Origin of the sequence: Mesorhizobium sp. M0998 (genome assembly GCF_040318885.1) — a bacterium.
Taxonomy (GTDB): Bacteria; Pseudomonadota; Alphaproteobacteria; order Rhizobiales; family Rhizobiaceae; genus Mesorhizobium.
The window spans coordinates 51004-63274 of the sequence record NZ_JAMYND010000030.1 but is presented as its reverse complement, the minus strand read 5'-3'; the positions used below and the strand labels follow the sequence as shown (position 1 = coordinate 63274).

Annotated in this window: 9 protein-coding genes; 3 read left to right on the top strand and 6 right to left on the bottom strand. The window is 59.6% G+C overall.

Annotation, left to right across the window (positions count from 1 at the left end; all coding sequences use genetic code 11):
• Positions 1-3 precede the first annotated feature (3 nt).
• Genes NKH59_RS24615 through NKH59_RS24605 form a run of 3 tightly spaced genes read right to left on the bottom strand, consistent with a single transcriptional unit; the run spans position 4 to position 2994 of the window.
• Positions 4-1179 (bottom strand): glycosyltransferase family 4 protein, encoded by a 1176-nt coding sequence (locus NKH59_RS24615; RefSeq protein WP_352979946.1) that lies wholly within the window; start codon positions 1177-1179, stop codon positions 4-6.
• On the bottom strand, positions 1176-2228 hold the full coding sequence (locus tag NKH59_RS24610; RefSeq protein ID WP_353023376.1) for an NAD-dependent epimerase/dehydratase family protein: 1053 nt from the start codon (positions 2226-2228) through the stop codon (positions 1176-1178). Before NKH59_RS24610 ends, NKH59_RS24615 begins: the two co-directional genes overlap by 4 nt.
• Positions 2155-2994, bottom strand: coding sequence for a class I SAM-dependent methyltransferase (locus NKH59_RS24605; RefSeq protein ID WP_353023369.1), 840 nt, complete (start codon positions 2992-2994; stop codon positions 2155-2157). Before NKH59_RS24605 ends, NKH59_RS24610 begins: the two co-directional genes overlap by 74 nt.
• A 505-nt stretch (positions 2995-3499) precedes the next feature.
• On the opposite strand from NKH59_RS24605, the gene NKH59_RS24600 reads away from it, so the two are divergent.
• Together NKH59_RS24600 and NKH59_RS24595 are read left to right on the top strand one after the other, a co-directional pair.
• Positions 3500-5446: an acyltransferase family protein gene (locus tag NKH59_RS24600; RefSeq protein ID WP_352979952.1), complete on the top strand. Its 1947-nt coding sequence runs from the start codon at positions 3500-3502 to the stop codon at positions 5444-5446.
• Between the two features lie 342 nt (positions 5447-5788).
• Entirely contained in the window at positions 5789-7495 is a 1707-nt protein-coding gene (locus NKH59_RS24595; protein ID WP_353023367.1) for a right-handed parallel beta-helix repeat-containing protein, read from the top strand.
• A 186-nt stretch (positions 7496-7681) separates the two neighbouring features.
• Here the strand turns inward: NKH59_RS24595 and NKH59_RS24590 are convergent, their stop codons facing one another.
• Positions 7682-9061 carry a hypothetical protein gene (locus NKH59_RS24590; RefSeq protein WP_352979955.1) on the bottom strand — a complete coding sequence of 460 codons (1380 nt, stop codon included), beginning with the start codon at positions 9059-9061 and terminating at the stop codon, positions 7682-7684.
• Between NKH59_RS24590 and NKH59_RS24585 the strand changes: the two genes are divergently transcribed.
• Positions 9036-10202, top strand: a complete 1167-nt coding sequence (locus tag NKH59_RS24585; RefSeq protein ID WP_353023375.1) for an acyltransferase family protein — start codon at positions 9036-9038, stop codon at positions 10200-10202. The two genes, NKH59_RS24590 and NKH59_RS24585, sit on opposite strands and share 26 nt — an antisense overlap.
• A 181-nt stretch (positions 10203-10383) precedes the next feature.
• Here NKH59_RS24585 and NKH59_RS24580 read toward each other — a convergent pair whose 3' ends face one another.
• On the bottom strand, positions 10384-11460 hold the full coding sequence (locus tag NKH59_RS24580) for a glycosyltransferase family protein (protein WP_353023366.1): 1077 nt from the start codon (positions 11458-11460) through the stop codon (positions 10384-10386).
• Between the two features lie 12 nt (positions 11461-11472).
• On the bottom strand, positions 11473-12213 hold the full coding sequence (locus NKH59_RS24575) for a methyltransferase domain-containing protein (RefSeq protein WP_352979959.1): 741 nt from the start codon (positions 12211-12213) through the stop codon (positions 11473-11475).
• Positions 12214-12271: the final 58 nt, after the last annotated feature.

Below are 12271 nucleotides of genomic sequence, written 5' to 3'. Positions count from 1 at the left end.
AAATTAACGCGCGGCGGTTTTGGTCTTTTCAAACAAGGCAAGGAGTGCTGCCGCATAATCCCGTCGGCGGACCTGTTGCCGGCCTTGCAGCACGGTGACACTGTCGCGGACAACAGTCGGGCGCTGCCCGATTTCAAGGAGACGCCGCGCCAGGATTTCGGCGTTGTCCGGCGGGAAGAAGAGCGCGTCCGGAGCCTGCTCGCGATGCAGCCGTATGTCGGACAGCAACATGGGCGCGCCCAGGGATTTCGCCTCTTCAACGGTGGTCGACCACCCCTCGAAATGGGACGGGTTTATCAGACAGTCCGTTGCACCTATCAGGGCGACGACGTCGTCATAGGGGATCAATCCGAGGTGTCGAAAATGGCTCTCGACCCGATACGTTTGCGCAAGGCCCATCAGACGCTTGAACAAGGTCGGGTCGCGCGGGTCGGTCGTGCGCCCGGTGAGGATTATCGGCGGCAACGAGCCCAACGCCCCAAGTCGGTCTATATGCCTCAACGCGTTGACGACCAGCCCGTGATTCTTGTGCATCCAAAACTGGTTGGGCAGGAAAAAGAAGCGCTCGGGCAGATCATGCGCCCGGCGTGCCGCGTCGGTGCGCGCCATGACGGCGCCTGGATCGAGATCGATGGCGAAGCGCACCACGGCAGTTTTGCCGCGCGAGGCTGGGTAGAATGTTTCGCAATCGGCGAGCGCATCCTCGCTAGAGAGCATTATGGTGCGGTTGCCGGACGTCTGCAGACGGAACCCGAGATCTCTGCGCCACCAGGCGCGACGCGGAAACAGATGCGGCAGGCGACGGTGCTGAAAATCTGGAATCCACGAAATGACCGGCAGTGGAAATCGGTTGCCTAACCACTGAGCGACTTCAAATACGAGATCGACAGCGTGTGCGACCATAAGATCGGCAAAAGCCCGATCGCTTCCGCCAGCGAGTGCGATCAGCCCTCGCTTGTCGAGCCCGGCGCTTATCACCCGCTCATCAACGATAGCAGGCGCAGCCAACGTATGATCAAAGGACGCGCCAACAGTTGAATGCTGCTCGGGCGTCAAAAACAGCTTCGCCTGAACCTTGCCGCCCAACTCCGAGGCGATGACGCTCAGCATATTGCGCAGATAGGACTCGCCGCCGGACCACGTCCCGCGGCCAATGAGCGTGAAGCCGACGGTGATCAAGGCGCGAAGCGTCGCAAATCGCCGACCGGCTCGCCGAGAACCTCGGCGCGATACCAATCGACATATCCCGCAATGCCCTTGCCGAGCGGCATCTGCAACCGAAGTCCCTCCGGGACGCCGGAGGGATCCGAGATCAGATTGACAGGGTCGCCCGGCCGGGATTCTCCCGAAAACGCGAGGCGATGCTTCCCGCCCCAGGCTTCCAAGACCATCCCAGCAATCGTGCTGACGGACGCGGCGGCGCCGGCACCGCCATTATAGACCGCGAAATTTGCTGCATTGGCGGGCAAGACGCGATGGATCAATCGCACGACATCCGAGACATGGTGCCAATCCCGCATTTCCGCTCCGGTGCCACCAAGCACAATGTCGGTTTCGCCTGCCGCGAGCCTGCCGCAGAGGTCCCAGAGAAGTTGCTTGCGCAGTCCCTCGCCGTAGACAGAGAAAAGCCGTGCCACAGAGACCGGCTGCCCGTATGCCGCGCAGTATGACCGGCCGAGTTCCTCCACCATTCGCTTGTGATAGCCATAAGGGGAATAGGGATCGAGCGCGGCGTCGACCCCGATCGGGCCGAAATGGCCGCCGCCATAAACGGCAGCGGAGGATGCCAGAACGACGGAGACCCCGGGTGCGTGGCGACGCAGGAAATCGAGGACACAAGCCGTGGAACCGACGCTTTGTTCAAAGTCCTTCAGCGGCTCGGCAATCGACCGGCCTACCGTAGAGCCGCCTGCCAGGTGATATACGGCTGCCGGGCGACCATATGCGGCTAGAGCAGCGCCCATTGTTTCCGCGGTCACCCCGCCGGAAAAAAAAGCGCCGCCAGTTGCGATGGTGAACCCAGACGCTTTGCTTCGGCCGAAGCCAAGGACAACGTGGCCCTGCTGGGCAAGAAATCGCGACAGGTACAGGCCGATGAAGCCACCGGCTCCAGTTACCCAGACAGGCTTTGCCTCGTTCAACTGCGCCACCAAATCAGCCCTTCCCTTGCTTATGGCAAAGGAAAGACACCAGCCGCCCGGGCCGACGGTCAAGCAGTGCCGCAGCACCGGCAACGGCACCGAAGGGTAGCGGGGACAAAGTCAAGCGCGCGAGCCCCGACAGGGGACCGAAGGCCGCAGCGAGCCTCTCGCGAATTTCGGATGCTGTCATCGGATCATAATTCACAACCGATTGGAAAGAGTTCATTTCACGATCGATCGTCAGCCCTGCCCCTTCGAGAGCAGCGCGGTAGTCTGCCAGCGTGAAGGCATTCTCCCCGCCGTAGAGATGATGCAACGGATGAGCGCGCAGAAACGGTTCCAGTTGTTTCGGTCCGGAAATCACATGGTCGCGCAACGACAGGAACGTCGCGCCCTTGCGGGCGAGCCGCACAACTTCGCGGCAGAACGCCGGTAGGTCATGCGCATGATGAAGCACTTGCCTGGCAACGACCAGATCATAGCCGGCGGCGGACAACGGAATAGCTTCGCCGAATGCCTCGATCACACCGATGTTCGTGCCTGTCTTCTCAGCAAGCGTCCGGATTGCAGCAGCACCGACAAGTGCACTGGGATCGGGCTCGACGGCGGTTACCGACCAGCCTTCGCGCGCCAGGGCATAGGAGAGGATACCGTTGCCAGCGCCGAGGTCGAGGGCACGGCCCGCCTCGCGCGGGATCATGCTGAGAACCGCCTGGAACTCTGCACTTTCGTGATAGCGCTTTGCGGCCACGACCGGCTCGTCGAAATAGGCAGCGCGAGCGAGCTCCTTCATCGAAGGCTCGGCCATGCACCAGCGCACGGCGTCTTCCCAAGTCATGGCCGCTTCAGGCATCGAGTGAAACCTTCTCTCTGACTTTCCGACGACAACTGCGTGAGGTGGCGCGTTCTTGATCACAATGATCTCGCTCTCCCGCCAGATCAGATTGCCCACGATGGCCACCGCCAAGGCTTAGCTTGACCAGTGCGATAGCGCTTCGGTCGTAAGCCCGCATGCTTCGCCCTTCCACCGTTCCAGGATAGTTATCAGCGTCGAGAAGCACGGCTCAAGCCTCTGTCACTTTTGCAGCAACGCGTCGATCACGCTTTAGTCAGGAGGTTGTTCTGAGCATTCAGCTACGCTACCGTTTCCGGGCTCGTCAAGTTCAGATCACGAGAATTCGAACCGCGTGAATTTCGACCGCGCAAAACTCGCTGGCTCATCCCTTCGTAGTATCTAGCTGAGTCTCTCTCCCGAAGTCCCTTCCGCGGATGGCGATTATCGTAGCAGCTTAGAGTAGCGCCCCGGCTCTGGTTCTTCTATAGACGGGGTCACTGCCTCGGGGACCTGAACACTCAACATGCACACCAGAGTCGGAAGTGCGGATTCGCACCTCATTGGCTATCGGGCGGACGTCGATGGCCTGCGCGCGGTTGCCGTCATTTCGGTGATAGCTTTTCACCTGTCAAGATCATGGTTGCCGGGAGGATATCTGGGCGTCGACATTTTTTTCGTGCTCTCCGGATATCTGATCACGTTGATTTTATGGCGTGAAGCGCTCAAAGGGCAGTTCTCGATCTTACGGTTCTACGAGCGGCGAATCCGCAGGATCATGCCGGCTCTTCTCCTCCTGCTGTTTTTCACCACCTTAGCCGCGATCGTCTTGCTGCTGCCAGCCGACTTGCTAGGCTATGGAAAGAGCATGCTCGCCACGCTCGGCTTCGTGGCAAATGTCTATTTCTGGAGAGACACGGACTATTTTTCGAGAGCTGCCGAAGCCAAACCGCTCCTGCATGTCTGGTCATTGGGCGTCGAAGAGCAGTTCTATATCATTTTTCCCCTTTTGATTGCGGCTTTCGCGCGCTTCTGGCCGCGTGCAACTTTTCCCGCAATCGCCCTGCTCACGGTTCTGTCCCTGGCGTTCAATATCCTGGCCCTCAAGATCGGCGGCGCATCGCCTGCGTTTTTCCTGCTACCGACTCGGGCGTGGGAGCTTGGCGCCGGTGCCATGGCTGCACTTCTGCCACTCCGCCTGATGCCGCGAGGAGCGGTTGCCGCCTTGCTCGGACCGATCGGAGCGGCCGCGATTGTCATCGGCCTCATCAGCCCCCTGCAGAAATACGGTTCCATTCCCGTCGCCCTGCCGGTGGTGATCGGCACGGCATTGGTGATTGCCGCCGGTCAGGGCAAGCAATCGCCCATCAGCCAATTGCTGGCATTCGGCCCGCTCACCTTTGTCGGGTTGATCTCCTACTCGCTCTATCTCTGGCACTGGCCGTTCATCGTCTTCTCGCAATACTATCTGGTCCGTGATCTCAATCTCGGCGAGATGGCCGTTGCCGTCGCCGGCATGACGATCTGCGCCATCCTCTCCTGGCGATATGTCGAGCGTCCCTTCCGCAGCCGAACCATCGCGGCACGAGCCGTGTTTCTCTCCGCCGCCGCCGGCGCCGCGGCGCTCGCGGTGGCGGCGTCGGTGCTGATCTGGTCAAACGGGCTGCCCGGCCGCATGGGCGGCCAAGCTGCGTCCATCAACGCTGCCGTCGGCACCAATTATCGCTGCCCCGTCTCGAATTTCCTTCGCTTAGGCCAGTCGCGCGCTTGCGTGCTCAATCTCCCGTCGCGCAATCCTGCCGATGCGAGAGTTGTTCTATTGGGAAACTCGCATGCACAAATGTATGCGCCTGTCTGGGAGTCGATCTTTGCCGAGGCGGGCCTGCCCGGCCTGCTGGTCCCGGCGAACGGCTGTCTGCCGACGGTGTCCGTCAACATCTCGCGGGAGTGCGTCGATATTGCCGCCGGCAACCTAGCCGAGCTCGGCAAGCTGGCAAACACCGGGACCGTCATCCTTGGCTTAACGTGGGAACATGCCGCGGATGCGCTGGTCGATGCAAACGGCAAGACTGTCGACAACAGCAATAACCGGGCACTCGTCGGCGGGCTCGATGACCTGATCGGCCGGCTGCGGGGATTTGGCAAGAAAGTCGTTTTGATCGGCCCGATCGCCTATCCAGGCTGGGATCTTCCTTCCGAAATGAGCCGCGAGCTCGCCTTCGGCCGGCCGCTGGACAAACCGGCCTCTCTGCCGGCCGAGGAATTCCAGCGGCAATACGGGGCAATCATCCAACATTTCGAGAGCCGACACGACATCGGCTTCGCGCGTCCGGACAGGGTGTTGTGTGACACAAGTCGATGCCGTTATGTTCTGGAAGGACGATCCATGTTTGCGGACGCCAGTCACATCGCAAAGGCGGAATTGTTCCGTTTCCGTGCCATCTTCAGCCAAGCGCTGGCCTCGCAGCGCTGAGCTTTTCTGCATCGACGGTCAGGCTCTCCAAAAAGGCCCTCACCTCGCCGCAATTTCGGTTTCTGATTATCCACATCTCGGTCCTCGTAGGTTGGCCGGTCGAGCGTCCCTGCCGTCCAGCCGGATCGGTGTAGGGGCGTTCGGCTGGCACTCGACCGGTGAACGCTCCTGCGGTGACGAAGGGCGCCGAATGCGGCGCGATTGAAGAAAGGTGCGAGCCTCGCAATGATCGCCGATAACAAGCTCTCCCTGACCCGCCGCCGTCTGCTGACAGGAGCTGGGGCGCTTGCGGCCTTGACCGCCGGATCAGCCGCCTCGCCCATCGGTCAATTCCAGAGTCGCATGCCTGAACACACCTGCTCGACGCAGGCGCTTAGTGGTGGTCTTGTCGTCTTCGGGGACGACGGGACCGATGTCGCCGCTTGCGCACGCGCCCTTGCCCGGATCGAATCGATGGGAGGCGGGACCCTGATGTTCCGCCGCAGGGCCTATAACTGGTCCTCGACGGACCTGAAAGCGCTGGGCCATCCGGGGATCGCGGTACCGGCCAACTGCACCATCGACGGCAACGGATCGATCATCAACATTACCGGATCGGACCATACCTTCTATGTTTTTAGCGCTGTCGACGTCTCCAAGGTCTCCGTCGCCGATCTGACCGTCATCGGCAATAGCATGTCGAACGGCTACAACAACGGCGCCTTCATGAAGTTCGCCCTTAGCGCTGCCGCAACGGCCAGCATCGATACGTTCACGATAGACACTGTCGAACTTCAGAATTTTAAGGCACCGTGGTGGGTCTTCGTCTACAATGAAAATCCTTCCAGTCTCGAGGTGCGGCATATACGCATCAACGGCCTGCGGGGCATTTCGCGGCCGGGCAACTCGCTCGACCCGGCCAACCGTGGCGCCAACTCAGCCGTCGTCAACATCAGCAGCGTGGCATCCGAAGCCGCCGATGCAGCCCGGGCGATCGTTCGTGACGCCATCGTCACCGGCTTCTACGCCGAAGCGACGCACATCAAGCAAGGCATCATCTTCGACAACAATGTCCACGACAGCGAGATCCGCAGCGCCGTCGTCCACAATGCCGGACTGATGGGAGGCCATGACGACACCGGCTGCTACGCGCTGCAGATCTATGGCGCCAACAACCGCAACATACGCGTCACGGATCCCGTTCTGATATCGCCGCGCGACAATGGCATCTACGCGGTCAACGGCTCCGGCCTGGTCATCCAGAACGCGACGGTGCGCGGACAGACCAGCACCGCCGACTGGACATTGCCCAAGGCCGGGATATCAATAAACAGCGTCCGAGACGTCGTGATTTCAGGCGGAACATTCAACAACAACGTGACGGACCTCTATCTCGGAATCCGCGGCAGTGGGGCCAATGTTCGTGTCGAGGGCGTGCAATGCGCCGAGGCGTCCAAGGCTGGTATCTTGTTGCAAGGCGCTAGCGCCGGGGTCGGCGGAGTGACGATCACCGGGGCGCGGGTCGCCGCTGATGCGACGGCGCATGCACTCCTTTCCCCAAACGACACCATTCACTATGTCAACGACGTGCATATCGCCGATTGTAACTTCGCCACCAAATCCCTCACCGCGGTGGCTGTGTCCGCCTCACCCACGCCGGCTCGAAACTGGAGTTTCAGCAACGTGATCTGCACGTCGCGTGGGACACCGTTCCAGGCCACTCAATTTGGCGGGCGGATGACGATCCAAGGCATGCGGCTGGTGCTGTCAGGTGGCGGTACGGAGGGGTATAGCGCTTTCCGCTGCTTTGGCGCCGGCGCGATGATCGTCGACGGCTTGACCATCGCCGGCCAAAAAGTCGGCACCACGATGGACACCCGGGGTTTTATCGGATCGTTGACGAACGTCCACGCTGAGAACTCCCACACCCGCCCCGTCCCAGCCTCAGTGGGGACCGTCCGGCCGACATTCCCGGGCTTTCCAGGCGCCCGCATTCAGAATCTAGCGCCGGGCGCGGGAGGGCACCGAGAGTGGCAGTGGCAGCACGGAGGATGGGTCGAGACGGGGTGAGCGAACAGGTCTCTCCTACGACCTATATAAATCCGCCAGCAAGCCTCCTTCTCAGTCTGCTATTGTCAGTCCATACGAGGAGAACGATCGGCTTGCTCGTGCGCCGACCAGCCGACCAGGGAACGCCAGCCAGGGTGACCAGAAAACGATCCTCGCCAAGCGCGGATAAGAGGAGCCTGGCCTTCATCAGGAAAGTCGGGACGGCATGGCGTGATCCCGACAGGCCCCCCCCTGCTTGCGTGACGCCTGGGGCTGCGGCACGCCATAAGCTATCATCATGATCATAATCAGACCGCCGCCGGTGATAAGGCTGGTGAAGAGCGACGAGTTTCCAAGAGACATGATGAACGGGATCGAAACGGTCGCTGCGAACGGCAACCGGTCCGGGGTCACGACCTTGTTGGCCAAGCCGAGAAGCAGGCCGAGAACCGCCCCCATGATCACCACGCCCGCCAAACCGTAGGCTGCTACGCCGTCCGTGGCCCAGAAATTGGCATTGGCGTTGAACCCGCTTCCTCCGACGAGATGGGCGCCAGCGACATATCCGAGCGGTACCTTGTATGGATAGTCGATGATCATGTTGATGATGTTTACATGTGACCAGTAGGTCAACGGATTGACGGAAAACACATCCGCATACACGCCGGTCATCGCACCTTGAATGCCAAGGGTCCGCATATAGATCAGCGCGACGGCATCCATGGCCGATCCAACCGGCTGGTAATCTGTAGCTATAAGAATTGCGAGCGCGGAAAATGTCAGCGCCACAAATCCGAACGCAAGGCGGGACGTTGCAATGCGGCCCTTGCTGTTGATGACGAAAAAGTAAAAGCCGAACGTCACGATCAGGATCACGAGCATCATCTTTCCCGCGAACGCCATGAAGACCAGTATCTGCCCCACAAGCCCGAGTGCTATCGCCCAGCGCCGCGTTCGATCAAACAGTCCAACCGCCAGAAGATAGGGGTTCATCGCATTGGACAGCCACCCCGTTAGATAGAGCGCGAGTGTGCTCGTCTGCGCGGCGCCAAACTTGGCGCGCTGGTCGTAGATTTCGTCCATGCCGGAGAATGACATCATCCCCCTGTAAGTCGCGATATAGAAGGTTATGGCAGCCAGATAGAACGCGAGGAAGAAAAAGAAGAAAGTTGTTACCGAAACCTGACGAATGAGTGAATACGACTTGAAGTGGATCATCTTCGGGATGTAGAATATCAGAAAAAATGACGCAGCCACTGAAACAATCAGCCATGATGCGTCAAATGATGTATATCCTTGCCTTGCTACGATGAGAATCGATGGGATAAAAAGCGTCAGATACAGCATCCAGCAAAAAAAATCGGAATACCTCTTAATTGAAATTGGAAGGATAAAAGCAAATGCAGCTATAATACAATAAGCAAGAACGGAATCATTTGCGTTGTAGACATAGCTAAACCCGAGATAAAAGAAACTGACAGATGCCCAATCGATATAGACATCCACAAACATGATGACGTAGACAGCCACCCAGAGCAGGACGAACATCCGCGCGTAGCTAATATTCTCCGGTCGCAGGTATTCCAATTGCCCCGTCCTTGTCGAACTGATATGCGGCGTAGATACCGTATCGTCCAAGCCTTACCGCCGCCAAAAAGGTGCGTCCATAGCTAATTCGCCCTCCCGCCCCTCATTCCTGGCGCTCGACCTGCTGCGCGGGGCATCGGCGCTGGTCGTCATGATGGCACATCTGCGGGGCTATTCGCTGCCCGCCTACGGCGCGCTGCCGGCCTCCGACCAGGGTCTGATCACTGCTTTGTTTTACGCCGTCACTCGTCCCGGACATCCGGCGGTGATGGTGTTTTTCGTCCTCAGCGGATTTCTCGTGGGCGGGCAAGTCATCCGCCATGTGCGGGATGGACGCTTCGATCTCCCGCGCTATGCCGTCGATCGGGCGACCAGGATATTCCTTCCGCTAATACCAGCCCTGTTGCTGACGGCCCTTGTCGCAATCAGCGTTGGCTCTGCCTTTCCGATCCAGGACGTTGTCGCACATATCGCCGGCCTCAACGGCATCGTCGTCCCCACCGTGCAGGCTAACGCACCGCTATGGAGCCTTGCCTATGAGATCTGGTTCTATGTGCTGATGGGCTGCGCCGGATACGCGTTTTCGCGACGCTCTCTGCCCGCCTGGTCGTTCTTCGGGCTCGGCGCCGCCGGCTTGGTCTTCAGCGTCCTCGAAGCTCAATACTTGCTGTTTTGGCTGCTTGGAGCGCTCGTGGCCGCCTACCCGCCGCGATCATTGTGGGTCGCATATACAGGGGTAGTAGCTTTCATAGGCGGCATTTTTGTTTCGCAAATGATGTCGGATGGCGGGCCTTGGGCCGGACACGCAACGGGCCCGGCCGATGCGATCATGTGCGCCGGGCTCGCCGCACTCCTTCCGGCCCTCTGTCACGAGCGGGCGAATCGCGTCCTCGAGCCCGCGGCGTGGCCGATCCGAAGCTTGAGCGCGATGTCCTACTCGCTCTACATCTTTCACTATCCGGTGCTCGTCTACCTGACCGCCAACTACATGCCCACGGCACCAGGGTTGGGTGACGGAGGCACCACATCGCTGGTCGTCAAGGGTGCCGTCTGCTTCGCAGTGTGTTTGGTTTTCTATCTGCTCTTCGAGCGACGGACGGTCGCCTTCCGCAACCGGATCAACGGCACGGTTTCGGCCTAGCGTCAAAGCCTGTAGCGGAGCTTATCGACGCCCGAGAGAAACAGATTTTGCATGATTGCCGACCACACTTCACCGACGGCAAAGATCGTACTGGCTACGTGTCGGTCGCGCACTGCCAGCGCTGCGCCTCGGTGCAGTCGATTGCTATAGGCTTGCAGCGGTTCGGCGATCGAATCATCCGCTATAACAGTTCGAGAAAACGCTCAAATTGTCGTTTCTTGCTGTACTCTTCACGAATTGCGCGGTGCCCGGCCCAGCCGATCGCGTCCCAGCTTCCGTCGTTCAACTGCCGTTCGATTCTTTCCGATGCGTCCTGCGGCTGCTCATAGACCGCCATGGTTTCCCCGTCACGCATGGGTGCGGGATAACTGCCGGAGTCAGAGACCAACAGAGCTCCGGCCCCCATGGTTTCGAAACAACGCATATTGCCACGGTCCGGGCCTGCCATATCGATCGAGGCATTGACCACGACCTTGGCTCGTCCAAGCTGTTCGTACATTGCGCGCCCGAACACGGGAGGCGCACTGACGTTGCGGATCGCGGGCGGGCGGCGCACCGCTTTCAGAGGACCGAACCAGCCAAGCGGCGTCTCCGCAAGCGGCGTATACCGTGACAGATCCAAATGGAAAACAACCCGGCGGCGGCCGGCAAGACGGGCGACCGCTTCCAGTATCTGCCTACGGCGCTGGTGATGGCGGCTGTAGCCGCCGAAGAAAAGAACATCGATATCCCTGTTCCGATTCTCGGCCACGCTGTCGAGTTCCGGATCGTGAGCTGGAAAAAAGTGAGCCGTCATGGCGCCCTGTTCTTCCCAGAGCTGCCGCATCGACGGAAAATTGCACAGCACGAGATCATAACCGGAAAAGTCAATCTTGCCTGGCGCGGCGCGCCAGGCAATCTTGCGTTTCACGTGCCCAGGCAAGCGGCTCACAAAAGCGGCGTCGTAGCGAAATGGATCGAGATTGTAGAAGACATCCGTCTTGTGATGCTCGATCTGGGCAAGAAGGATGTCGGCCAGCGGCGTATCGTTGCCCAGCCCGTTTTCGCGTGCCCACGCCCGCTGCAGCGATTCGTCGTCGCCATTGGTAAAGAACGCCTCCGGACTGCGCTCCAGAATCGGCAACAGAATATGTGCCGCGCCGTAGCGATCGTTCAGAAACACGCCCTTCTGCTGCTCGAAGCTGCTGATCCCCGCCACGAGGCCGGTAAGGCGGGGCCTATAGCTTGGGGCAATCCCAGAATTCTGAAAAAGTCGCATAATTCCGTCTTGCTACCGGGTGGGTTTTGTAGCGCTGATGACGAAGCCGGAACAGAAGATGCGCCAGTTCAGCAATGCGCAGAGATTCTCGAACAGAGCGACGGAAAGGTACGCGGGCAAGAAGAAGGCAAAATAGTCGCTGGCACGGTAGAACGACTTGGCGTCCACCTGCTCGAATCCCTGACTGCGAAACAGTTTAGTCATATCCGAAGGGGAGCAATGGTCGAAAAACGCCGGATAGCCGGTAACTCCGACTGCCGCTGGCCTGAGGTATGGGATCAGCCATCTCTGCATAACGGGTCCGACGATCCGCAATGCCACTGAATAGGGATGCCACTTCGACGGGACATAGTGGTGCATTACGCCGCCCGGCCGGAGCGCCAAAAACATCGAGCGCGCCGCCGCCCTGTTGTCGGGCACGTGCTCCATCAAGGTGATCGAAATGAGCATGTCCGCTTCGACATCAACGGGCTGCTCGATCGACTGGACGACAAATTGGTCGTAGATGCGATAGCAGTCCGGTTTTTCCTCGATGTCGAGACCGATATAGGTGAAACTGGTACTTCGCTCCAGAAGCGGCCTGTCGATACCGCCGACCTCGAGGATGGCCGACGGCTTTAGGCGCGCAACATCCTCGGCAATGCGCCGCTCAAGCTCCGCCTTGTAAGACGGCGCGCCGAAAACTCTGGGAAAGCGGCGTTCGAGCCATGCTGCGGCGTCCCTGTTCCAACCAATAAACGACCTGAGAATCACCGCACCCCTTGTCTGCAAACCGGCAAAGACCGGACATCGAAAATCATAGTGCTGTTAC

Excerpts from the sequence above, each read along its gene's own strand:
- NKH59_RS24605 (WP_353023369.1), bottom strand. The coding sequence starts at position 2,994 with ATGCCTGAAGCGGCCATGACTTGGGAAGACGCCGTGCGCTGGTGCATG.
- NKH59_RS24600 (WP_352979952.1), top strand. The coding sequence starts at position 3,500 with ATGCACACCAGAGTCGGAAGTGCGGATTCGCACCTCATTGGCTATCGG.
- NKH59_RS24595 (WP_353023367.1), top strand. The coding sequence starts at position 5,789 with ATGCCTGAACACACCTGCTCGACGCAGGCGCTTAGTGGTGGTCTTGTC.
- NKH59_RS24580 (WP_353023366.1), bottom strand. The coding sequence starts at position 11,460 with ATGCGACTTTTTCAGAATTCTGGGATTGCCCCAAGCTATAGGCCCCGC.